The following is a 22,280-nucleotide window of genomic DNA, read 5'->3' as shown; positions in this document are numbered from 1 at the left end:
GGCAGGCATGGCCCGTATCCATCCGAACGCCGTAGTCCATCCAGGCGCCCAACTGGCTGATGATGTCGAGATTGGCCCCTTCAGTGTGGTGGGCGAGCATGTCAGCATTGCTGCGGGTAGCCGGGTAGGGCCGCATTGTGTGATCGATGGCCACACCGCCATCGGTCGCAACAATGTTTTTCATGGATCGGCCCAGATAGGCTGCGCTCCACAGGACAAGAAATATCAGGGCGAACCTACCAAGCTGGTCATGGGCGATGGCAATAGCGTCTACCATTTCGTTACCATCTCCACCGGCACTACCCAGGATGAAGGTCTGACCAGTCTGGGTGACGACAACTGGATCATGGCTTATGTGCATATCGCGCATGATTGCCGCATCGGTAGCCATACCATACTGGCCAACAACGCCACGCTAGCGGGCCATGTGCATCTGGGTGATTGGGTGTTCCTGGGTGGTTTCACCACCATCCATCAGTTCTGCAAGATCGGCACGCATGCCATGACGGCGTTCACGGCAGCAGTGACGCAGGATGTGCCACCCTATGTCACAGCGGCTGGCAACCGTGCGGCGCCGGCGGGCATCAACAGCGAAGGCTTGCGTCGGCGCGGTTATACCGCCGAGCAGATCACCGAGATCAAGCGGGCCTACAAGCTGCTGTATCGCCAGGGCTTGAGCCTGGAGGAAGCCTGTGCCGAGATCGTGGCGCGTGCATCGACGCGGCCCGAGTTGCAGGCCTTTGTGGATTTCTTTCCGACGGCGACGCGCGGTCTGATTCGCTAAGCTGTTTCATTCATCGGTATATCATTGCCCATGCAGTCCTTGTTCGATGGCCATTCAGGCCCGCGTATTGCCATTGTTGCTGGTGAGGCCTCTGGCGACCTGCTGGGTGCGAGCCTGATAGAGGCGGTGCGGCGGCGCTTGCCCAATGTACGCTTTGCTGGCATAGCTGGCCCCAAGATGCAATCGGCCGGCGCCACCAGCCTTTTCCCTATGGATAAGTTGGCGGTGCGCGGCTATGTCGAGGTGCTCAAGCACCTGCGTGAGCTGCTGGGCATACGCTCGCAGTTGCGGGCTGCTTGCCTGGCCGAGCGCCCGGATCTGTTTATCGGCATCGATGCCCCCGATTTCAATCTGGGGCTGGAACGCAAGCTCAAGGATGGCGGCATACCCACCGTCCACTATGTCAGCCCCTCCATCTGGGCCTGGCGAGGGGAGCGCATTCACAAGATCAAGGCGGCCACCAGCGAGGTGCTGTGCCTGTTTCCGTTTGAGAAGGCGCTGTATGACGCGGTAGGTGCCAAGGCGACCTATGTGGGCCACCCCCTGGCCGATGAAATGCCTCTGAGCGTGAGTCGTGCCGAGGTGCGTGAAACCATAGGCTTGCCGCAGAATCAGCTGGTGTTCTCTATGCTGCCAGGTAGCCGGGTCAGCGAGGTGGAGTTTCATGCCGAACTCTTTATCGAGACCGCCAGGTTGCTGCATGCGCGCTACCCGCAGGCGCAGTTCCTGGTGCCGCTGGTAACGCGCGAGACCCGCGATCTGTTTGATACGGCACGCTACAAGTACAAGGCGCTGGATCTACCCCTGCGGCTGATGTTTGGCCACGCCCAGGAGGCCATGCAGGCGGCGGATGCCAACCTGGTGGCCTCGGGTACCGCCACCCTGGAGGCCATGCTGGCCAAGCAGCCGCTGGTAATTACCTACAAGCTGTCTGATACCACCTACAAGCTGGTCAAGAAGAAGATGCGGCTGCCCTATGTGGGTTTGCCCAATGTACTTTCGGGACGCTTTGTCGTGCCCGAGTTGCTGCAGCATGAGGCAACACCTGCCAACTTGGCGCAGGCCTTGGGCAACTATGTGGACGATCGCCGGCTGGCTCAGTCGCTGCATGCGCTGTTTACCGAGCAACATGAGGCGCTGCGGCAGGATGCGGCCGAGCGTGCGGCCGATGCCGTGGTGGCCTATCTTCGGGGTAGGTCGTGAGGCTGGTTTGTGGAGTGGACGAGGCGGGCAGGGGGCCGCTGGCCGGCTCGGTATTCACCGCTGCCGTGATACTGGGTGACGATCATGGTATCGAGGGCTTGGCTGACTCCAAGGTACTGACTCCAGGCAGGCGTGAGCAATTGTCTGAAGCCATCAAGCAACGCGCCCTGGCCTGGTCAATTGCCAGTGCCACGGTGGCAGAGATAGATGAGCACAATATTCTCAAGGCGACCATGCTGGCCATGCGCCGTGCGGTTGAGGCCCTGCCGGTACTGCCGGCAGAGGCGCTGATAGATGGAAACCGGGTGCCAACGGGTTTGCCTTGCGCTGCCCGAGCGATAGTGCGGGGTGATGCACTTGAGCCGGCGATCTCCGCCGCGTCTATCCTCGCCAAGGTCGCCAGGGATGCCGAACTGGTTGCGCTGGATGCAAGCTACCCCGGCTACGGCTTTGCCGTACACAAGGGTTACCCCACACCCGCTCACCTTGCCGCTTTGGCTGAACTGGGCCCCTGTGTGGCGCACCGGCGTAGCTTTGCGCCAGTGCGTGCCCAGGTAGAGGCGCGCCAGATCAATCTTTGGTAGCGCAGAACCGTTTGGTTTTGTGTTGGACAAGCCGGCCATGCCGGTTTGCAATACCCTGTCAAAACAAGCACCAAGCGCTGCTGTAACAGCTATTCTCAAGTTTGGGTTTGTCATAACCCCTGTACGACAACTAATATCCAACCGTTGCGTCGCTCGCTGGCGCGCCAACCGGCCTCAAGAGCTGATGGGAGCAGGATCCGATGTTTGTCGTCATTGGCTACGTTTTCATGTGCGTCTGTATTTTTGGCGCCTATGCCGCTCATGGCGGCCACCTGGCGGTGCTTTGGCAGCCGTCTGAAATCGTCATCATCTTCGGTGGCGGGCTGGGCGCCATGCTGGTGGCCTATGGTCCTAACCTTAAAGTCATCTTCGGCTCCATTCCCCTGCTGTTCAAAGGCTCGCCTTATGGCAAGGCCTTCTATATGGACCTGTTTGCGCTGATGTATGAAATCCTCTCCAAGGTGCGCAAGGAAGGCCTGATGTCGATAGAAGGCGACGTGGAGAACCCCGACGCCAGCCCCATGTTTGCCAAGTACGCCAGCATTGCCAAGGATCACCATGTCGTCGAGTTTATCTGCGACTACCTGCGCCTGATGGTGGGCGGCAATCTCAATGCCTTCGAAATCGAGAACCTGATGGATGTGGAAATCGAAACCCACCACCATGAGGCGGAAATTCCGGTGGGTTTCTTCCAGAAGCTGGGTGACGGCCTGCCTGCATTCGGTATTGTGGCTGCCGTGATGGGCGTGGTGCATACCATGGGTTCGCTACACCTGCCGCCGACCGAGCTGGGCAAGCTGATTGGCGCGGCGCTGGTGGGTACATTCATGGGTATTCTGCTAGCCTACGGTTTCATCAACCCCCTGGCCTGGATATTGGATGGCAAGGCGGCCGATAGCACGCGGGTGTTCCAAACCATCAAGGTGACATTGCTGGCCAGTCTGAATGGCTATGCGCCGCAGGTTGCTGTGGAATTTGGCCGCAAGGCCATGGAAGGCCGTATCCGTCCTTCATTCCTGGAACTGGAAGAATTCGTGAAGAACAAAAAAGGCTGATCGTCAGCGTTTATAGCGGAGAGAGACGATGAGCGACGATTCGCAACGGCCCATAGTCGTCAAGAAGATCAAGAAAGGCGGCCATGGCCACCACGGTGGGGCATGGAAGATCGCCTACGCCGACTTCGTGACGGCCATGATGGCCTTCTTCCTGTTGATGTGGCTGTTGGGCTCCTCCACCAAGGGTGACTTGCGCGGCATTGCCGAGTACTTCCAGAACCCGCTTAAGGTCGCCCTGAGTGGTGGTTCCGGTGCTGGCGAGTCGCAAAGCGTGCTGCAGGGTGGCGGCATGGATCTTTCCAAGAAGGCCGGCGAGCAGCGCCGTGGTGACGGCGGCAAGGAAAAGAAGCGTCTGGATGAGCTGAAAGAGAAGATCAAGCAGGCCATAGACGGCAAGTTGGCCCAGTACAAGGATCAGATCCTGCTCGATATCACGCCAGAGGGCTTGCGGGTGCAGATCATTGATCAGCAGAACCGCCCTATGTTCAAAAGCGGTAGTGCTCAGATGGAAGGCTATGCCGGCGAGATTCTCAAGGAGATCGCCACCATCCTGAACGAAGTACCCAACCGCCTCTCACTATCCGGTCATACCGATGCGGCAGGTTTCTCTACCGGTGATAACAGCTACAGCAACTGGGAATTGTCGGCCGATAGGGCCAATGCCTCTCGGCGGCAATTGCTGACCGGTGGCATGGCCTCAACCAAGATATTGCGCGTGGTTGGTCTGGCCGATTCGGTGCCCTTTGATGTGGTCAATCCGGCGAATCCGGTGAATCGCCGTATCAGCATCATCGTGTTGAACAAGGAAGCCGAAGAAAACATCATGAAGCTGGCGGGTAAGGCGGCGGGTGATGCAGAAGCCGTGAGCGACCCGGCAAGTGCCATCCAGGCAGGTGTTGCAGCCGCGACCGAACCCGCTGCTGCACCAGCGACGCCGTGACACCAGCCTGGCTAGGTTTGTTGGTACAGGCTGGCGCCAGCCTTGTGAGTCTGTCCTTTGTGTGGCTGGGCTGGTTGGCTGTTGGCTACTGCTTGCCTGTGCAGGTGGGGTTGGCAGTCCTGGCTGCACATAAGCTGGGCCAACCGCGCTGGTGGTTGCTGATACACGCCTTATTTGCACCCGCCATCGTGCTGGGTCTCTGGCTGGATCTACCGCCCTGGATATACCTGTTGGCATTTACGCTGGCGTGGCTTTTGTTTGGCCGGATAGATCGTAGCCGGGTGCCGCTGTACCTGAGCAACCAGGCAACACTGGCCGCCCTTGAGCCCCTGCTGCCCAAGGGAGCCAGCGTGCTCGATATCGGCGCAGGCACCGGTACGGTGCTGGCGGCGCTAGGGCGGCGTAGCGATCTGCAGCTGACGGGGGTGGAGCATGCATGGTTGCCGTGGTTGCTGGGCTGGTGCCGCTTGCGCCTGACCGGCCGCCCGATTGCCTGGTTGCGCGGCGATATGATGGCCGTGTCGCTCCAGGATTTTGACGTGGTGTATGCCTTTCTCTCACCCGCTGCCATGCCGGCGGTTTGGCAAAAGGCCAGGCAGGAAATGACCAGTGGCAGTTTACTGATCAGCAATACCTTTGCCGTGCCCGATGTGACGGCAGATCGTATTATCGAAGTTAACGACTGGAAGGGCGCAAGGCTACATTTATGGCGAATGCCCTGATTGCCGACAAAGCGGCAGCAGCGACCAAGCACGATGACAGGAATGAAGCCTGGCTGGCCTTTTGGGCACGCCGGCCGCTACCGATACTGCAGTCTACCAAGGCGGCCCTGGCGGGGTTGAATGCACGGGTAGAGACTGTGCGTACCGATGAGATCGTCGATCTGGTGTTGCGCGATCCTTTGCTCACCGCCCATGCCCTTCGGCTGATCAACCAGCGCGAGCGCGGCAGCTTGGCCGCCGATATTGTTTCCATTGAGAGTGTCGTGCTGCTGATGGGGGTGGATGCCTTTGTTGGCCAGTTTGCCCGCTTGCCCAGCGTGGAGTCGCTGCTGCTGCCCAAGCAGCCGGCACACTATTTTGGTTTGCTGCGCGATATTGCTGCCGCACGCCTGGCCGCCAGGTTGGCACGCGATTTTGGCGTGCTGCGCTACGATGCCAGGCTCGATGAAATCTACATCACTGCTTTGCTGGCTGGCCTGCCGCGCATGCTGCGCTATCTGGAGATAGGCCTGCCGGATAAGGCGCCACCGGTCGACCTGGGCAGCGTGGCCTTGCCCTTGTTTGCCCGCTGGCGGCTGCCCGAGGTCTTCAATACCCTGCTGGATGACAGTGCGGCTTCCAGCCAGCGGAGCTTGCTGCAACAGGCTGCGCTGCGGCTGGCTGATCGATTGCAGCAGGGCTGGTGGCACGAGGGCCTGAACACAGATCTGCATCTTGCCGCGCACACCCTGGGTGTGGAACAGCCTGAGGCCTGGGAACTGGTATGCAAGGCCATGCTGCACTTTGCACACAAGGACTGGCCTTACGCCCAGATATTCGCGCCCGCTCGCTGGCTGGTGATGTTGCCGGGTGAGTGGCCCAAGCCGCAGGCCAAGGCCAACACTGGGGCCGCGAGTCAGGAACCGACGCGGCCTTCGCTGAACGATATCCTGCGCGAGATGCAAAAAGCGGGGCAGAGTGGTGCATCCTTCAACCAGATCATGGGTCTGGCCATACGGGCGCAGTCCGAGGCACTGGGCATGAAGCGCATCATGTTCGGCCTGCTGATGGCGGGGCACAACCTACTGAAGACGCGCTACATTGTGGGCGCTACCGATAATGATCCGCTGCGGACCTTCCAGGTCGATCTCTCTGCACCGCATATCTTTACCCGGTTGATGCTCAAGCCGCAGTCCGTCTGGCTGAATGCGGGCAACCGTGCTCAATACGACTCCTTGCTGCCACGCGGGCTGCGGCAGGCAGTGGGCGAGGGTGAGTTTGTTGCCATGTCGCTGTTTGTGGAGGAGAAGCCCGTGGGTCTGTTCTACGCCGACAATCAGGGTGGTGCGCTGACAGAGGCGCAGTACAATGGCTTCAAGCAGGTTTGCCTGATGACCGGACAGTGCCTTACCCGCCAGGCCAAGCGGCTGGAATTGGGTTGAATCCGAGGCCATAGCCGTTGGTAAGCTACCATCTTGTCTAATTATCCACCAGGCCGCTTTGCCGGCCTGGTTTGCTTTTGTGATCGCCCCTTATGGATGTCATACAGTCTCGCCAGAACCCCTTGATCAAGGCCTGCATCAAGCTGATGGAAAATCGCCGGGAGCGCTTGAAAACCGGCCATACCTTGCTGGATGGCCCCCATCTGCTTGCTGCGGCCCTTGATGCGGGGCAGGCACCGGAACGCCTGCTGCTATCTCAGAGCGCACCCCAGCGCGCCGAGGTGGCTGCGCTGGCGGCACGATTCGAAGGGCCGGTATCGGTGGTGGCCGATGCCCTGTTTGCCGAATTGACCGAGCTGGAGTCGGCATCCGGCGTAATGGCGCTGTGGGCGCAGCCGCCGGCACCCGTACCGTTGCAGCGTGGCCTGGTACTGGCATTGGACGGTGTGCAGGATCCTGGCAATGTGGGTGCCATGCTGCGCACTGCAGCAGCAGCAGGCGTGGCGCAGGTATGGCTGAGCCCCAGTTGCGCGGATGTCTGGTCGCCCAAGGTGCTGCGCGCCGGTATGGGTGCGCATTTTCTGCTGCCTGTGGTGGAGCGGGCAGACTTGTCTGCTTTGCTGACCAACTTTGCCGGACGCAAGGCAGTGACTGTGCTGGATGGCAGCATTTCGCTCTACCAGGCCGATCTGCGGGGCGATCTTGTGCTGGTGATGGGCAGCGAAGGGCAGGGCGTCAGTCGCGAGGTGCTGGCACTGGCCGATTTGCGTCTGGCCATACCGATGAGGGCTGGGCTGGAATCGCTCAATGTCGGCGCTGCGGCGGCCATCTGCCTGTATGAGCGGCTGCGCCAGACGATCTCGGCATGAAGGGGGGCGTTCTCAGAGCCTGTTCAATGTCTTTTCGCCGTGTCGTTCGCAGCCTTGCCGGATGAAGGGCAAGGCGCAAGACGCGCAGCGGTACGGGTACCGTAAGCGGCTTGCAACGCCGCCGTTCGCCGGCAAGGCGGCGAACCCGAAGGGCTGAGCTGGAAAACGGCCATTCACTGCGTTGTGGCGCTTGGCAATAACTTGTTATTGCCTGCGCACCACGCCTTGTGCCTGGCCATTTTCCAGCTCAGCGACACGACGAAAAGACATTGAACAGGCTCTCAGGCCAGCCTTGCCGCCAGCCTGGTCAGGCCCAACTTTCGCAATAGCGGTGCGATGTCCAGCAGCATGATGACATTGCCAGCAACGGCGCAGGCTATACCGGCTACCGTCCAGATGCGCCATTGGAAACCCTCGAACCAGCCAGACAGCAGTAGGGCTACGATGGGGACGGCAACGGCGATATAGCCGGACTTGGCGGCACCTATGCGCCCCAGCAGCGTAAGATAGGCGGCAAATGCCAAGACCGAGCCGAAGATAGACAGATAAAGCAAGGACGCAAGGTAGCTGGGGCGGGTATCGAATATCAGGCCTTGGTTACGAATGAGTGTGAAGATCAGTGCGATGCCGCCACCCACCAGCATGCCGTAGCCTATGGACGGTAGTAATGGTATTTGCTGATTGCGGTTGTGCTGGGCCACCAGGTTGCCCAGGGAGGCCAGTAAGGCTGCCCCCAGGCCACAAGCAACACCCAGCCAGGCTGAGGCGGTGCGGACATCGGTCAATTCCGGCCAGAACACCAGGGCGATACCCAGTATGCCCAAGGCCGCGCCCAGGATGGACTTCTGATCCATCCGACGGCCAAACACCAGGCTCATGCCAACCAGATTGATGACCACCATGCTGGAGTTCAATACGGCCATCAGGCCTGAGGCAATGTGTTTTTCGGCCTCGTAGACCAGCATATAGCTGACCCCGAACATCAGCACGCCCTGCAACGCTGACCAGGCCATTTCGCTGCGACTCAGCTGCAGGCGCTCGCCGCGTAACTTGCACCAGCCCAGCAACAACAGGCCGGCCAGCAGGAAGCGATAAGCCACCGAGGCGCTGGCGGGTACACTGCCGTATTGAAACGTGATGGCCAGCCAGGTTGACCCCCAGATCAGTGTGGCAATGGCATAGAGTAGGGCGTTGGGCATGGCAGCATTCCTGGGAGCACAATATAGGCTCAATTCATTGATGGGTGCTGACGGGGCTGCTGCGCAGCCTCAATCAGCGGACTACCCTGATTGCATCCCCCATCCATCCTCATGCTTGATGTGACTCAGTATTTCAATGGTTTAGGTTCATACCAAGTTAAGAGAGGTATGTCCTAGCGTAGTCATTCTGGGTACAAGGCGGCAGGCACGGCGTGTGCCTGCGGAAGCTGACTGTGACGGTGGCCATGGCAGGACACTTTGCCGCTTTGAGCAGGCGCTGGCGTCCGGGCAGGCGACCCGGCCTGTAACGCCGGGTCAAGCGTGATGCTGAGGTGACGCGCCGGCAGTTTGAACGGACGCTCAGCCCAAATGGGTGTGGCGCTCCTGCCGTGCCTCACTCTCCATGCTGACCAGCCCCTGCAATATGCCGCAGGCTGCTACGGGCTGTTCTGCCTGGCATTGGTGCCGTAACTCACCAAGCTGCTGTTTCAGCTGCATCAATTCTGCGATGCGTGCATCAACGTGACCAATGTGCTCATCCAGTAAGGCATTGACTCGGCCACATCCTGCGGCGGGTGCATCCATCACCTCCAGCAAGGTGCGAATTTCACCATGCGTCATGTCGAGGGCCCGGCAATTGCGGATGAATCGCAGGCGCTCCAGATGCTGGGGGCCGTAGCTACGGAAGTTGCCGGCGGTGCGCTCGGGTTGCGGCAGCAGTCCTTCCTTTTCGTAGTAGCGAACCGTTTCGACGGTGCACTGCGCGATCTGTCCTAATTCACCGATTTTCATGTGTGCTCCAAATAATCCGATGCATTACTTGACTCTATAGTAGCTTCAGGGTGTGAGATGGTGCCATCACAATATGGAAAGCCCGCTCATGTCTTCCGCCCATGTGCATGAAAAATCGGCCGGAAAAGCTTGCTGTGATCATGGAATCCAGCATGCCGAGGGTAATCATGCCCACCATCACCATGATCATGCTGCCGATCACGATCACGATCACGATCACGATCACGATCACGATCACGATGCAGCCGCCATAGTCATTGCTGAGACCGAGGGCGTGGGCGCCTGTACGCCGTCTTGCTGTGGCGGGAGTGCCAAGGCGTCGCTGGTGCACATCATGGAACCGAGCCAGGTATCCACGATGGTTCCTGCAGGCTGTGTGCGCAGCCAGCTACGCATCGCGCAGATGGATTGTCCCGTTGAAGAGGCGCTGATCCGCAAGAAGCTGGGTGGCATGGCTGCGGTGCAAGGGCTGGAGTTCAACCTGATACAGCGGGTACTGACGGTGGTGCATACCCCCGATGCACTACCCGCTATCGAGGCGGCGATCCGTAGCTTGAGCATGACGGCGGAAGGGGTGACCGCGCACGCGGCAGCTGTTGCAGCCCCGGCGCCCAGCAAACCCTGGTGGCCGCTGGCTGTATCCGGCGGCCTCGCTCTGGGTGCGGAGATTGTCCATTGGCTGCAAGGGCCGGAGTGGCTGAGCGCAGTGATGGCGCTGGCGGCCATTGCACTCTGCGGCATAGGCACTTACAAGAAAGGCTGGATTGCCCTCAAGAACGGCGAGCTCAACATCAATGCCTTGATGACCATCGCCGTTACCGGTGCGGTCTTGATACGCCAGTGGCCAGAGGCTGCCATGGTGATGTTCCTGTTCACCATTGCCGAGCTTATCGAGGCCAAGTCCCTGGATCGCGCCCGCAATGCCATCCGTGGCTTGATGCAACTGGCACCGGAGCGAGCCACCATGCTGCAGGCTGATGGTCAGTGGCTTGAGGTGGAGGCCAAGGCCGTGCCCATAGGCGCCGTGGTGCGGGTCAAGCCGGGTGAACGTATCGGGCTGGACGGCGTGCTGGTAGGTGGGGGCTCGACGGTCAATCAGGCACCCATTACAGGCGAGAGCATCCCTGTAGATAAAGTAGTAGGCGACACGATCTTTGCCGGCTCCATCAATATCGCGGGCTCGTTCGAGTACCGCGTGACCGCCGCAGCCAGCAACAGCACCCTGGCCCGTATCATCCACGCGATTGAGGAGGCCCAAGGCGCACGCGCGCCGACCCAGCGCTTCGTCGATCGCTTTGCCAGGATCTATACCCCGCTGGTATTTGCCCTTGCCCTGGCTGTCGCCTTGCTACCGCCCTTGCTGATGGGGGGCGATTGGTATGCGTGGATATACAAGGCACTGGTGCTTCTGGTTATTGCCTGCCCCTGCGCCCTGGTGATCTCCACGCCTGTGACCATAGTCAGCGGCCTTGCTGCTGCTGCGCGGCATGGCATCCTCGTCAAAGGCGGGGTGTATCTGGAAGAAGGCCGCCGACTGAGTTGGCTGGCATTGGACAAGACCGGCACCATCACGCATGGCAAGCCGGAACTGGTCGATAGCGTCATCCTGGATGCATCCGTCGATGCCATGCAACTGGCGACCAGCCTGGCTGTCCGATCCGACCATCCCGTTTCACTCGCCATCGCCCGTGCTGGTAAGCAATCGAATGTGGCCGTACTGCCAGTTGCAGATTTCAGCGCCTTGCTGGGGCGAGGTGTACGCGGCCAGGTGGCAGGTGAGCTTCTCCACCTGGGTAACCATCGCCTGATTGAAGAACTTGGGGTGTGCTCGCCGGAGTTGGAACAACGCCTGTTTGCGCTGGAAGAAGCGGGCAAGACCGTCATTCTGCTCGCCACCGAGCGGAAGGTACTGGCCTTGTTTGCAGTGGCAGATACGGTGAAGGACAGCAGCCGGGAAGCAGTCAAGGCATTGCATGCGCTGGGTATCAGGACAGCGATGCTGACCGGGGACAATTCACATACCGCTGCTGCGATCGCCAGGCAGGTAGGCATGGATGAGGCGCGCGGCAATCAGCTCCCCGAGGACAAGCTCAAGGCAATTGAATCCTTTGCCCAGATGGGCAGGGTCGGCATGGTGGGCGATGGCATCAATGATGCGCCAGCGCTGGCACGGGCAGACATTGGATTTGCCATGGGCGCGGCAGGTACCGACACCGCTATCGAAACAGCCGATGTAGCCTTGATGGATGACGATCTGCGCAAGATCGCGCGCTTTGTGCAGCTGTCACACAGCACCCACGCTGTACTGGTCCAGAACATTAGCCTGGCGCTGGGCATCAAGGCAGTATTCCTGACGCTTACCCTTATGGGGCTGGGCACAATGTGGATGGCTGTGTTTGCCGATATGGGCGCCGCCTTGCTGGTTGTGGGCAACGGCCTGCGGCTGTTGCGCAAGTAGCGCTGTGTCTGGAGTGACCATGCAAGCAGATGATCTGACGTACGCGACGCAACCTGACCGGGTGCGATGCGCGACACCGGCTGTAGCAATGTCTGCCGTAAAGGGACAATCATGAACCGCGCCAAGTCTGCCACGCTGGCTTATCAGCAAGCCATGAAAGACGCCAAGGATAGACTGAAAGTCGGTGATACGGCGGCAGCCTTCGCGCTTCTGGAGCGCGCACATGTGCTGGGACAGCGCCAGTTCTGGCCGCATTGGGCCGTGCATGTCTGGATGCTTAGGGTGGCCTTTGTGCGTAGTGATGCGCGCGAGGCCATCGGCCAGCTTTGGCGCTTGTTCCTTACCCCCTTTGGTCATCTGACCGGACGGCTACCGCTGGGGAATACCGGCGGCGCCAATGTCAGCGCTTTCGCACCGATGGAGATATCGGTGGAGCTGCGCGCCATCATGCAAGCCGATGAAGATCAGGCCAAACAGCCTGGGCCAACGCGCGATCATTTGAGCTAAAGAATATGGCTTACAGCTCCCGTACACACTTTCTGCACTGGCTGCTGCTGGCCCTGCTGCTGATCGCCTGCGACCAGGCTGTCAAATACGGCGTGAGCGCCTGGCTGCCGCTACATGGCAGCGTCGAAGTGACGCCTTGGTTCAGTCTCGTGCATGTGCTTAACCCCGGCGCGGCTTTCTCTTTTCTGGCCCAAGCAGGCGGGTGGCAGCGCTATTTCTTTACGCTCCTGGGCTTGGGCGTCTGTGGCTTGCTGCTGTTCTGGCTATGGCGAGGGGTAAGTAGCAGGATAGAAACGCTTGCTTATATCGGGCTGATCGGCGGTGCGATGGGCAATGTGCTGGATCGCATCCGCATTGGCGCCGTGGTGGATTATCTGGATCTGCATTGGCAGGGCTGGCACTGGCCTGCCTTCAACCTGGCCGATGTTTTCGTGATAGGCGGTGCTGTCTTATTGGTGCTCGCCAGTGCACGCCAAGGGCGTAGTGGTGTTACTCCCGCGCCAGGAGCTTCAACTTGAAACATTTTTCTTACCCATTGCTATGCCTTGTCCTGGGCCTTTCACTGCCAGCCTATGCCAGCTCTGACGATTGGCTGGGGAAGCTGGTTAACAAGTCTTCCAGCGAGCCACTGCCGCCCGAGTTGGCGTTCTCGGTAAAGGCCCGGCGTGTTGATATCAAGACCGTCATGGTCGACTTTGCGGTGACGCCGGCTTATTACCTGTACAAGGATAAGCTGGTGATTGTGTTGAAGAACACGACAGGCAGGCGCATAGGCGGGATTGATTTCCCGCCTGCCGTGACCAAGAGCGACCTCACCTTCGGCGACACGCAGGTCTATACCAAGCCCTTTAGCATCAAGGTGGAGTTGGCGGGGGACGGCACGGGGCCGATCACTCTGCTGACCCACTACCAGGGCTGCTTTGAAACCCGAGGACTTTGCTATACGCCGCAATCGGCAACGCTTACCTTGCCATGAGGCGGTTGCTTTTGTTGGCGATCGCCTTGCTGGCCTTTGGGGCGCTACCCGTGGGTGCCGTTGGCCAGCCTGTGAACCTTGATTCTGAAGAGGTGCTGCTGGATACACTGGCTGGGCGTCTTGAGCAGGCTGCGCAGCTGTCAAAGGCATTTCTGGCAGAAGGGAGCGACAAGCACCTGCGAGCGCTTGCGCAGACGGAACTGCGGCTACGGCGCTTACAGGCGACGCAGCTACGTGAACGATTGCGTCGCTGGTATGGCATTGAATCGGCCAGGAATTATCCAGCGCCGTCGGCCAAGGAGCCGGATCGTTATGCCGAGGCGCTGCGTATCAATCATGGACAGATCATAGAGCTGTTGGAGCTAAGCCAGGGGCTAAGACTGCGTGCTGAATTACGCCGCTATATGGACCAGATTGCACTCGATTGCCTGGTTCAACTTCCCGCTCGCCGCACCGCATCCCGTGCCCAGAAAGTAGCGTCATGAGGCAAGGCCATGCTGTTGCAGCAAAGCTGATTCGCTTTACCTAACCCAACCTTTGAGGAATACCTTATATGAATACCAAGCGATTGTTTGGCCGTGCCCTGCTTGCTCTGGGCTTGGCGATTACCGGCGTTCAGGCGCTGGCAGGCGGCGATCATAGCAATGAGAGCCCCGTCATGCCGCTGGCCAATCCGCAACCGGTAGAGACCCCTGGCAAGATCGAAGTGATCGAATTCTTCTGGTATGGCTGCCCACATTGCAACAAGGTCGAGCCCACCGTAGAAGCATGGGAGAAGACGCTGCCCAAGGACGTGGTATTTCGCCGTGAGCATGTATTGTGGGATGGCCGCAGTGATATGGAAGGCCATGCCAAGCTCTTCATTACCTTGCGCATGATGGGCCTGTTGCCCAAACACAATCGCGCGGTATTCGAGGCGGTACATAGCGCCAAGGTGGAGTTGCGGGACGAGCAGGTGTTGTTCGACTGGATTGCCAAGCGAGGTGTCAATCGCGCCCAATTCGAGGCCAACTACAAGTCATTTGGCATCGGTGCACAGCTGGGTCGCGCCAAGCAATTGACTAAAACCTACCGAATCGAGGGCGTACCGACCTTCATCATCAATGGCAAGTTTGTTACCTCGCCACACCAGGCCGGCAACGAGCAGCGCATGTTCGCCTTTATCGACGAACTGATAGTCCGCGAACGCAAGGCAGGCAAGGGGCAGTAGATATCGTCCACGTCAGACCGGAAAACTCCTTGGGGGTTTTCTGCGCGCGGCGTAGCCAATTGCTTAGGCTTGGACTCTGGACGCACTGTGGATCAGCGAAGTCGTGGGTAAGAGCCTGTTCACGATCTTTTCGCCCCCATCATGCGCGATATCAGGATCCGTAGGGCTAGATGGGCTGTCGCCAGGGTCTGTACCACTAGCCCCTGGCGCGGCCATGCTGTGCATCAGTCCAGTGGGATGGAGGGCAGGCTGGCGCTGCGGCTGCCTGGCAATGGTAGGTTGTCCTGGCGATGGTAGCCAAATACCAGGGAATACTTGGTTGCCTCCGTGCGGTTCCAGCCTGCCGCATGGAAGGTCATGGCATGAAAGAACACCACATCGCCGGCTTCCAGTTCAGGAAACACGGCATTGTCGATCAATGCCTTGTTTTCCGGTAGATCGGTGCGCAAGAATGCCCGATTCTCAAAGCGTTCTGTGTCCAGCTCCATGGTGTGCGTGCCTGGCAGAAAGCCCAGGCAGCCGTTCTCCCGAACTTCCTGCCCCAGGGCCAGCCATACAGATACCAGGTTGCTGTGCTCGAAGCTCCAGTAGCGTATGTCGCGGTGCCAATGGGTGACGCTGGAGAACGCTGGCTGCTTGGTCATCAGGCTGTTGTGGTGAGCCTGTGTCAGTGCAACGGCAGGGCTGCCCAAGAGTTGTTTGACGCGCTCCGCCACCTGGGGGCTCGTAGCCCAACGCTGAAAGGCAGGGTGGCGGGCGTAGACCTGCAGCAATCGACGTGCGGTACGGCCTCCGGCAGCCTCGCGCGAGCTGGGTGCGCCGGGGTATTGGGTATCGGCTTCGTACTCTATCGGCTCGATGGCTCGGCCGAGGTGATCCTTGCCGGCCGCCAGGATATCGGCACGCAAACTGGCGTCGGCCAGGCCCTTTATGACGATGAAGCCTTGCTCATGAAAACGGTCGAGTTCTGCGGGGGAGAAGGAATGGGTGTGCATTTACTGCTTCCGACGATGACGGCGTCACCGGGAGGCGACGTTGCTGAAGGGCGGATTCTACTCTCACCGCTGCGGCTATGGCATTGCGCTGGCGCAAAGATATGCGGCGAGCCGGAGTCGGGAGTGCGTCAGCGTATAATTGGCAACAGGAGACGATATGCCGACCACTATATGCATACAACTGAGCGCCGCCGGGGCGTGGCAGGCTGGTGAGCCCGATGCGGCCAGCGATGGCGTGCTGCTGCTGCGCGTGCTGGCGCTGATGGAGGCGGCACCGCCACATCTGGATGATGAGGATGGCCCGGACGCATTGCGCTGGCAAGCGCTGGAAGCCAGGGTGGATCTGACTTTGCAACTGCTGGGGCAATTGTTGGCCCGCGGTGTGCCAAGGCCACCTGTGTGCAGCTTCCAGCTGAGTGGCGAGACAGCCAGTTGGTCCATGCTGGCACCACCGCCTTTGGGTGAGGTGGGAACGCTGGCACTTTATCTTTCCAGCCGCATTCCGCAGCCGCTGCAACTACCTGCCACGGTCACTGCGGTGGAGCCAATGGCGGATGGGGCGCGTGTGACCGTGACATTCAACCGGCTGGAGCCTGAACTGCAGGACTGGCTGGACAAGACCATTTTCCGGCGACATAGGCGTGAAATCTTTGAGCGAAAGCATTCCCATGATGAATGAACTGCCAGCCCCATGGGGGCAATGGTTGGGCGATGAGACCAGCCAGCCCTACTGGCAGTCGCTCCATGCTTTCCTGGGGGCCGAAGCCGATGCGGGCAAGGCGGTGTATCCACCCCGTGAGCAACGCTATGCAGCATTGGCGACTATGGCGCCGGCAGACGTCAAGGTGGTGATCCTGGGGCAGGATCCCTATCACGGACCTGGCCAGGCGCATGGGCTGAGTTTCTCGGTGCCCCATGGCGTCAGGCCACCGCCCTCGCTGCAGAATATCTTCAAGGAAATCGCACGGGACCTTGGACACAATCCCCCACAGCATGGCCATCTTCAGGCCTGGGCCAGCCAAGGTGTGTTGCTGCTTAACAGCGTACTGACGGTGGAGGCCGAGAAGGCCGGCTCGCACCGCAAGCGCGGCTGGGAGAGGTTTACCGACGCGCTGGTGGCGCGGTTGTCGCAGGAGCATTCCGGTATCGTGTTCATGCTGTGGGGGGCTTATGCTGAGGCCAAGGCGGGATTGATCGATACTGCACGCCACTGCGTCTTGACGTCACCCCACCCTTCGCCGCTCTCTGCCCATAGAGGATTTATAGGGAATGGCCATTTTTCGGCGGCCAACCGCTATTTGCTGGCGCAGGGCAGGGCCCCCATAGACTGGGCGCTGGTCTAAACACGGGTTGAAGCAGGAGCACTGTTGACCAACAAAAAAAGACGCCGCATTAAATGCGGCGTCTTTTTTGCAGGAGTCGCGTGCGGCAGGGGGGCTTATGCGCCGCCGAACAAGGTGAGGATGACACCATCACTATCTGCGGCGAAGCGATGGCGCAAGCCGGGAGGCACGAGTGCCATTTGGCCTGCTAGCAGGGCGTGGCAGGTACCGGCCTCGGTCTCAAGATTGAGTTTGCCCTGGATGCAGACGATGCGCTCTTCGACCTTGTGCGATTCATAGGGGTAGTCGGCAGGTGGTGCCAGATGGATCAGCAAGGCGGCGCCATCCTGCAGGCGGGTCAGAAGGTGGTCGGTGTCGACGGCCAGGGAGCGGCCCAGTAAGGCAAGGTCGGTTACGGTAATCACGGGAAGATGCCTAGTCGTGCATCAGGCCGGCAGCCACGCCACGCTTGTAGCGGTGCATGATGATCAGCATCAGGACGCTGAGTAGCAGGCCAAAGCCGATGATGATGCCGTACATGGGGGGGATGCCGCCGAGATTCTGGAAGTAGGCGAGCGCTTGACCGTGCATATTGTCGGTCAACGGGGTACTGAAGTATTTCACCAGCATGGCGTGGGCCCCAACCATGACCAGGATACCCAGGTTTTCATTGAAGTTCTGAACGGCGATGGAATGGCCGGCACCCATCAGCATATGCCCGCGGTGCTGCAGCATGGCATTGAGCGGGACCACGAAGAAGCCCGCCAGGGCGCCAACGACCAACATCTGGAATGCAGCCAGTTTGACATCGTAGATGAACAACATGCTGATGACCATGAAGCCCATGGCGACGCCGGCAGGCAATACCCGGAAAGCTTGATTGAGGGGGATGAACTTGCCGGCAATGACAGAGCCCAGCGCTGTGCCCACTGCAACGACAGCGATCATCAGTGTGGCTTGCTCCAGACTGAAGCCCAGCCACAGGATGGCCCAGTTGATGACGACCAGCCGCATGGTGGCACCAGCGCCCCAGAACAGGGTGGTTACACCCAGTGAGAGCTGGCCCTGCGGATCGCGCCAGAGCTTGACGACACAATCCCAGAACTCCCGGATCAGGTAACTCGGATCAAAGTGTATGGGCTTGAGTTCGACATTGAGCTTGGGGATATACATATTCACCCAGCCAGCTGCCAGATAGATGAGGCAGAGCACGACTATGGCGAATATGGGGGCAGACAGGAAGGACAGCGGCGTCGTGGCCAGCCAGGCACCGACATTGGGGCCTGCCAGTTGGCCGCCCAGCACGGTGCCAAAGATGATGGCACTGACGGTGGCGCCCTCTAGCCAGCCATTGGCAGCCACCAGCTTCTCATGTGGCAGGTACTCGGTGATGATTCCGTACTTGGCCGGCGAGTAGGCGGCGGCACCGAAGCCAACGATGGCATAGGCCAGCAGCGGCGGCAGGCCTACCAGCATACCTATGCAGCCAAACAGCTTGATGCCATTGCACAGCATCATGGCCCGGCCTTTATGCATGGAATCGGCAAACGAACCGGCGAACGGGGCCAATACCACATAAGAGACGGTGAAGCACCAAAGCAGCATGGATTGATGCCAGGCGGGTGCTTCCTGCATTTTGAGCAAGGCCAGGGCGGCGATGAATAGGGCGTTGTCGGCCAGTGCGGACAGGAACTGGGCTGCGAGTATGGTGTAGAAACCGCGATTCATCAGAAGGCGTCGCTTGCTTGGGCAAAGGCGCAGTATGAAGGAAGCGGCTTTATACCACACGGCCTAAGTTGCGCGATGTATTGCCCGGGTTGCAGTTGCTCAGGCCGTGGCGGCCCGCTGATGGCTGTGGCTGCCTGCTAAAGCAGGGGGGGGAGGCAGTAGCCACTAGCCAGCTTACCTAAAGGCGCAATAACGTTCAGGAATGGGGCAGGTCTGATACCGGGATGCAAGGAGGGACTTTGCGACCTTGAGAAGATGGCAAAAAACCAGGTACGCAGGGGCGCTTGCTGGTGGCAAGGCTGACTAGACAAGACCGGTATCTGCTTGCCATACCAGGGGAGACATATAGCCCTGCGGTCTGTAGGCTTGTTCGAAATATTCTAATTCATGTAGTCAAACCCGCCTTGTCTTCGCACAAGGCTTTCATTAGATTCGATTTCTTTTTTACGCAATACCTGAGGGAAGGAATGGCGCTAATCGTCCAGAAGTACGGCGGCACATCCATGGGTTCGCCTGAGCGAATCAAGAGTGTGGCTCGCCGCGTTGCCCGTTACCGGGCACAGGGGCATGAGGTCGTGGTAGTGGTATCGGCCATGAGTGGCGAAACCAATCGGCTGATTGCATTGGCCAAGGAAATCCAGGCCCAACCTGATCCACGTGAGCTTGATGTCATCATTTCCACGGGTGAGCAGGTCACTATCGGCTTGCTGTCTATGGCTTTGAAGGATATCGGGCTGGATGCCCGAAGTTATACCGGCACTCAGGTCAAGATACTGACTGATAGTTCGCATACCAAGGCCCGTATCCAGCACATTGATGAGTCCGCCATGCGGACTGATCTGAAGGCAGGGCGCGTGGTGGTGGTGGCGGGGTTCCAGGGGGTGGATGCTGAGGGCAATATCACCACGCTGGGGCGAGGGGGCTCAGACACTACAGGCGTGGCGCTGGCTGCTGCGCTCAAGGCCGATGAGTGCCAGATATACACCGATGTGGATGGCGTCTATACCACGGACCCACGGGTGGTGCCGGAGGCTCGCAGGCTGAAGACGGTGACTTTCGAGGAAATGCTCGAAATGGCCAGCCTGGGCTCCAAGGTACTGCAGATCCGCTCGGTGGAGTTCGCCGGTAAGTACAAGGTCAAGCTGCGCGTGCTCTCCAGCTTCCAGGAGGAAGGGGAGGGGACGCTGATCACATTCGAGGAAGAAGACAATATGGAAAAGGCCATCATCTCGGGCATCGCATTCAACCGTGACGAGGCGCGCATCAATGTGACCGGCGTGCCCGACAAGCCTGGTATCGCCTATCAGATACTGGGGCCAGTGGCCGACGCCAATATCGATGTCGACATGATCATTCAGAACGTCGGCATTGAAGGGCATACCGACTTCTCGTTTACCGTGCCACGTAATGACTACCAGAAGGCCTTGGCTATCTTGGAGGGCGTTCAAGGCCATATTGGCGCCAAGTCCATCTCTGGCGACGACAAGATCTGCAAGGTATCGGTGGTGGGTGTAGGCATGCGCTCCCATGTGGGTATCGCTTCCACCATGTTCCGTACCTTGGCCGAGGAGGGAATCAACATCCAGATGATTTCTACTTCCGAGATCAAAATCTCGGTAGTGCTGGACGAAAAGTACCTGGAATTGGCTGTTCGGGTGCTTCACAAAGCTTTTTCTCTCGATCAGGAGCCATGAACGCTTGACGAGCCTTAGGGGCGCCGCTATAGTGGCGCCCTCTTGAGCGAGACGGAGAAGTGGCCGAGTGGTCGAAGGCACTCCCCTGCTAAGGGAGCATACGGGCATAAACCTGTATCGAGGGTTCGAATCCCTCCTTCTCCGCCAAGTTTGAATTGTTGTTGTGCAGTGCGCCCGTAGCTCAGCTGGATAGAGTACTTGGCTACGAACCAAGGGGTCAGGAGTTCGAATCTCTTCGGGCGCGCCAGCAAATAGCAGCACTTCAGTGAATCAAGATAATGCGCCCGTAGCTCAGCTGGATAGAGTACTTGGCTACGAACCAAGGGGTCAGGAGTTCGAATCTCTTCGGGCGCGCCAGTATTGAAACGACAAAGGCCACTTAGTGGCCTTTGTCGTTTTTGCGCGTCCGTGTGATGCGTACTGCTGCGCTTTGCTGGGTGCGTTCTGTTGTGGGTCGACTTGCGTAAATAGCAACTATCTACCGCTTGCTTTGTTGTGATTATCGTGCATTGCAATTTGGGTGTGGTAAAACGGCGGGGGTCTGCTAAGGCCAAAATCAAATTGCGACAATCGCTTGCTACCCGCATGCGGGCGTTTGGATGCCTTGAGTGCCTTGCCTGGAGCGGGTTTTGGGGTTTTCCCTTGCGCCTAATTTTGAGTGCGTTTGTGACTTTTTAACAACAAAGCGGACTTGTCTTCTTTGCCATATTCTTGATGGCTAATTTTCTTGGTATTGTCTTGGGTTTGAGCTTGCGGCGATTGTAAGGTTGAACGTCGCAGGTGAGTTGGTTGGCAGACTGCCATTTATGTTGCACTGCAGATTTACGTTGTCTCTTTTGTGGTGTTAAAGTGGTGTTAAGTGCTGACTAGGGTTCCTTCAAGATTTGGGTGTACTTGCTGGCTATGCCGGAGTGGTCTTGGATTGATGTTGGTACCTTGTTGTTGCTGGGCTTGGTTCGGCCGGTGAATAACAGCTTGCTGCGGGCTTGAGTAATTTACGTCGCGCCCTGTGTGGTGTTAGAGTGGTGTTAGTTCCACATGGGTTGGGCGTTAATGCTTGGTTGTAGTGGCAAGCTCGTCGTGATCCGTTTGGGCTTGTTAATTTAGCTTAACCCTGCCGTTACCCAAGTGGCAGGCCTAGAGGGTAGATACATGGATTTTGCACAGCAGCAGAGGAATCCGACCAAGCACCTCGCTGGTATCGGCTTTGTCGTCCTTCTGCACGTTGGTATTGCCTACGGTCTGATGATTGGCCTTCATCGGGATATCATCAAGGTCATCCAGGATCCTCTTGAGACCAAGATCATCGAGGAGGTAGCGCCGCCACCTCCGCCTGAAACACCGCCCCCGCCCCCGCCTGATTTCAAGGCGCCGCCTCCGCCCCCTTCGTTTATTCCGCCGCCTGAGGTTGCTGTTACGCCTCCGCCTACGCCGGTGCAGACCATTACGGCTACGACAAGTGTGCAGCCTACCACCCCGACGCCGTCCATTACGCCGCCGACGCCTGGCCCAGTGGTTGCTGCGCCTGCACCGTCCTTGTCCGGCAGTTGCTCGAATGTGAATGACCTCAAAGAGCAGATGAGCGATAAGTGGCCTGCGATTGCAGATGCAGAAGGATTGACTGAGGGCAGGGTTGAGGCACGTATCTCGGTCAAGCCGGGTGAGGCACCTGTTGTTAGCATCAAGTCGTCCTCTCACCCTGCGCTGGCCAATCTGGTCAAGTCGGTGATGCGTCGTCTTAAGTGTAGTGTGCCCGCAGAGCAGGTATTTGGTTACGACGTGCCTTTCTCGTTGAACGATTAAGCGGTTGTTGCTTGGTTT

Annotated in this window: 24 protein-coding genes and 3 tRNA genes; 21 read left to right on the top strand and 6 right to left on the bottom strand. The window is 59.0% G+C overall.

Annotated features, from left to right (window positions below; translation table 11 throughout):
- The first annotated feature begins 7 nt into the window (after positions 1–7).
- The 8 genes from lpxA (at position 8) to QQK16_RS15345 (ending at position 7,578) form a co-directional block, all read left to right on the top strand.
- Positions 8–784, top strand: coding sequence for an acyl-ACP--UDP-N-acetylglucosamine O-acyltransferase (gene lpxA, locus QQK16_RS15380; RefSeq protein WP_284197363.1), 777 nt, complete (start codon positions 8–10; stop codon positions 782–784).
- A 30-nt stretch (positions 785–814) separates the two neighbouring features.
- Entirely contained in the window at positions 815–1,987 is a 1,173-nt protein-coding gene (gene lpxB / locus QQK16_RS15375) for a lipid-A-disaccharide synthase (RefSeq protein ID WP_284197362.1), read from the top strand.
- A gap of 2 nt (positions 1,988–1,989) precedes the next feature.
- The gene (gene rnhB / locus QQK16_RS15370) at positions 1,990–2,571 is read left to right on the top strand and encodes a ribonuclease HII (protein WP_308447067.1); all 582 of its coding nucleotides are present in this window, start codon (positions 1,990–1,992) and stop codon (positions 2,569–2,571) included.
- 200 nt (positions 2,572–2,771) lie between these two features.
- On the top strand, positions 2,772–3,626 hold the full coding sequence (gene motA, locus QQK16_RS15365; protein WP_284197360.1) for a flagellar motor stator protein MotA: 855 nt from the start codon (positions 2,772–2,774) through the stop codon (positions 3,624–3,626).
- 28 nt (positions 3,627–3,654) lie between these two features.
- The gene (gene motB, locus QQK16_RS15360) at positions 3,655–4,566 is read left to right on the top strand and encodes a flagellar motor protein MotB (protein WP_284197359.1); all 912 of its coding nucleotides are present in this window, start codon (positions 3,655–3,657) and stop codon (positions 4,564–4,566) included.
- A gap of 44 nt (positions 4,567–4,610) precedes the next feature.
- The gene (locus tag QQK16_RS15355; RefSeq protein ID WP_284197358.1) at positions 4,611–5,288 is read left to right on the top strand and encodes a class I SAM-dependent methyltransferase; all 678 of its coding nucleotides are present in this window, start codon (positions 4,611–4,613) and stop codon (positions 5,286–5,288) included.
- Positions 5,273–6,709 carry a hypothetical protein gene (locus QQK16_RS15350; RefSeq protein WP_284197357.1) on the top strand — a complete coding sequence of 479 codons (1,437 nt, stop codon included), beginning with the start codon at positions 5,273–5,275 and terminating at the stop codon, positions 6,707–6,709. The genes QQK16_RS15355 and QQK16_RS15350 overlap by 16 nt, the downstream gene beginning before the upstream one ends.
- A gap of 92 nt (positions 6,710–6,801) precedes the next feature.
- Positions 6,802–7,578, top strand: coding sequence for a TrmH family RNA methyltransferase (locus QQK16_RS15345; protein ID WP_284197356.1), 777 nt, complete (start codon positions 6,802–6,804; stop codon positions 7,576–7,578).
- Between the two features lie 281 nt (positions 7,579–7,859).
- On the opposite strand, the gene QQK16_RS15340 is transcribed toward QQK16_RS15345, so the two are convergent.
- From QQK16_RS15340 to QQK16_RS15330, 3 genes are all read right to left on the bottom strand, one after another.
- Positions 7,860–8,777: a DMT family transporter gene (locus QQK16_RS15340; protein ID WP_284197355.1), complete on the bottom strand. Its 918-nt coding sequence runs from the start codon at positions 8,775–8,777 to the stop codon at positions 7,860–7,862.
- Between the two features lie 360 nt (positions 8,778–9,137).
- The gene (gene cadR, locus QQK16_RS15335) at positions 9,138–9,569 is read right to left on the bottom strand and encodes a Cd(II)/Pb(II)-responsive transcriptional regulator (RefSeq protein ID WP_284197354.1); all 432 of its coding nucleotides are present in this window, start codon (positions 9,567–9,569) and stop codon (positions 9,138–9,140) included.
- Positions 9,570–9,603: 34 nt separating this feature from the next.
- Positions 9,604–9,900, bottom strand: a complete 297-nt coding sequence (locus QQK16_RS15330) for a hypothetical protein (protein ID WP_284197652.1) — start codon at positions 9,898–9,900, stop codon at positions 9,604–9,606.
- Positions 9,901–9,903: 3 nt separating this feature from the next.
- On the opposite strand from QQK16_RS15330, the gene QQK16_RS15325 reads away from it, so the two are divergent.
- The 6 genes from QQK16_RS15325 to QQK16_RS15300 all read left to right on the top strand — a co-directional run bounded on the left by QQK16_RS15325 (position 9,904) and on the right by QQK16_RS15300 (position 14,720).
- Positions 9,904–12,027: a heavy metal translocating P-type ATPase gene (locus QQK16_RS15325; protein ID WP_308447055.1), complete on the top strand. Its 2,124-nt coding sequence runs from the start codon at positions 9,904–9,906 to the stop codon at positions 12,025–12,027.
- A gap of 111 nt (positions 12,028–12,138) precedes the next feature.
- A complete protein-coding gene (locus QQK16_RS15320) occupies positions 12,139–12,534 on the top strand; it encodes a DUF3703 domain-containing protein (protein WP_284197353.1) in 396 nt (131 codons plus the stop codon).
- A 5-nt stretch (positions 12,535–12,539) separates the two neighbouring features.
- Entirely contained in the window at positions 12,540–13,052 is a 513-nt protein-coding gene (gene lspA, locus QQK16_RS15315) for a signal peptidase II (protein ID WP_284197352.1), read from the top strand.
- On the top strand, positions 13,049–13,510 hold the full coding sequence (locus QQK16_RS15310) for a protein-disulfide reductase DsbD N-terminal domain-containing protein (protein ID WP_284197351.1): 462 nt from the start codon (positions 13,049–13,051) through the stop codon (positions 13,508–13,510). Before lspA ends, QQK16_RS15310 begins: the two co-directional genes overlap by 4 nt.
- Complete coding sequence (locus QQK16_RS15305) at positions 13,507–13,995, top strand: hypothetical protein (protein ID WP_284197350.1); 489 nt, start codon at positions 13,507–13,509, stop codon at positions 13,993–13,995. The genes QQK16_RS15310 and QQK16_RS15305 overlap by 4 nt, the downstream gene beginning before the upstream one ends.
- 68 nt (positions 13,996–14,063) lie before the next feature.
- Positions 14,064–14,720: a thiol:disulfide interchange protein DsbA/DsbL gene (locus tag QQK16_RS15300; protein ID WP_284197349.1), complete on the top strand. Its 657-nt coding sequence runs from the start codon at positions 14,064–14,066 to the stop codon at positions 14,718–14,720.
- 224 nt (positions 14,721–14,944) lie between these two features.
- Here the strand turns inward: QQK16_RS15300 and QQK16_RS15295 are convergent, their stop codons facing one another.
- On the bottom strand, positions 14,945–15,715 hold the full coding sequence (locus tag QQK16_RS15295; protein ID WP_284197348.1) for a phytanoyl-CoA dioxygenase family protein: 771 nt from the start codon (positions 15,713–15,715) through the stop codon (positions 14,945–14,947).
- A gap of 157 nt (positions 15,716–15,872) precedes the next feature.
- On the opposite strand from QQK16_RS15295, the gene QQK16_RS15290 reads away from it, so the two are divergent.
- Positions 15,873–16,394: a PilZ domain-containing protein gene (locus QQK16_RS15290; protein ID WP_284197347.1), complete on the top strand. Its 522-nt coding sequence runs from the start codon at positions 15,873–15,875 to the stop codon at positions 16,392–16,394.
- Positions 16,384–17,058: a uracil-DNA glycosylase gene (gene ung, locus QQK16_RS15285; protein ID WP_284197346.1), complete on the top strand. Its 675-nt coding sequence runs from the start codon at positions 16,384–16,386 to the stop codon at positions 17,056–17,058. Before QQK16_RS15290 ends, ung begins: the two co-directional genes overlap by 11 nt.
- Positions 17,059–17,153: 95 nt before the next feature.
- On the opposite strand, the gene QQK16_RS15280 is transcribed toward ung, so the two are convergent.
- Both QQK16_RS15280 and lplT read right to left on the bottom strand, forming a co-directional pair.
- Positions 17,154–17,462: a cupin domain-containing protein gene (locus QQK16_RS15280; RefSeq protein WP_284197345.1), complete on the bottom strand. Its 309-nt coding sequence runs from the start codon at positions 17,460–17,462 to the stop codon at positions 17,154–17,156.
- A 10-nt stretch (positions 17,463–17,472) separates the two neighbouring features.
- The gene (gene lplT, locus QQK16_RS15275; RefSeq protein WP_284197344.1) at positions 17,473–18,765 is read right to left on the bottom strand and encodes a lysophospholipid transporter LplT; all 1,293 of its coding nucleotides are present in this window, start codon (positions 18,763–18,765) and stop codon (positions 17,473–17,475) included.
- Between the two features lie 467 nt (positions 18,766–19,232).
- On the opposite strand from lplT, the gene QQK16_RS15270 reads away from it, so the two are divergent.
- The 5 genes from QQK16_RS15270 to QQK16_RS15250 all read left to right on the top strand — a co-directional run bounded on the left by QQK16_RS15270 (position 19,233) and on the right by QQK16_RS15250 (position 22,262).
- On the top strand, positions 19,233–20,459 hold the full coding sequence (locus tag QQK16_RS15270; RefSeq protein ID WP_284197343.1) for an aspartate kinase: 1,227 nt from the start codon (positions 19,233–19,235) through the stop codon (positions 20,457–20,459).
- 53 nt (positions 20,460–20,512) lie between these two features.
- Positions 20,513–20,606, top strand: a tRNA-Ser gene (locus QQK16_RS15265).
- Between the two features lie 23 nt (positions 20,607–20,629).
- Positions 20,630–20,706, top strand: a tRNA-Arg gene (locus QQK16_RS15260).
- Between the two features lie 33 nt (positions 20,707–20,739).
- Positions 20,740–20,816 (top strand) — tRNA-Arg (locus tag QQK16_RS15255).
- A gap of 795 nt (positions 20,817–21,611) precedes the next feature.
- Positions 21,612–22,262, top strand: coding sequence for an energy transducer TonB (locus QQK16_RS15250; RefSeq protein WP_284197342.1), 651 nt, complete (start codon positions 21,612–21,614; stop codon positions 22,260–22,262).
- Positions 22,263–22,280 lie beyond the last annotated feature (18 nt).

Source organism: Chitinimonas prasina, assembly GCF_030160395.1.
Taxonomy (GTDB): domain Bacteria; phylum Pseudomonadota; class Gammaproteobacteria; order Burkholderiales; family Chitinimonadaceae; genus Chitinimonas; species Chitinimonas prasina.
This window is presented reverse-complemented; position numbering and strand designations above follow the sequence as displayed.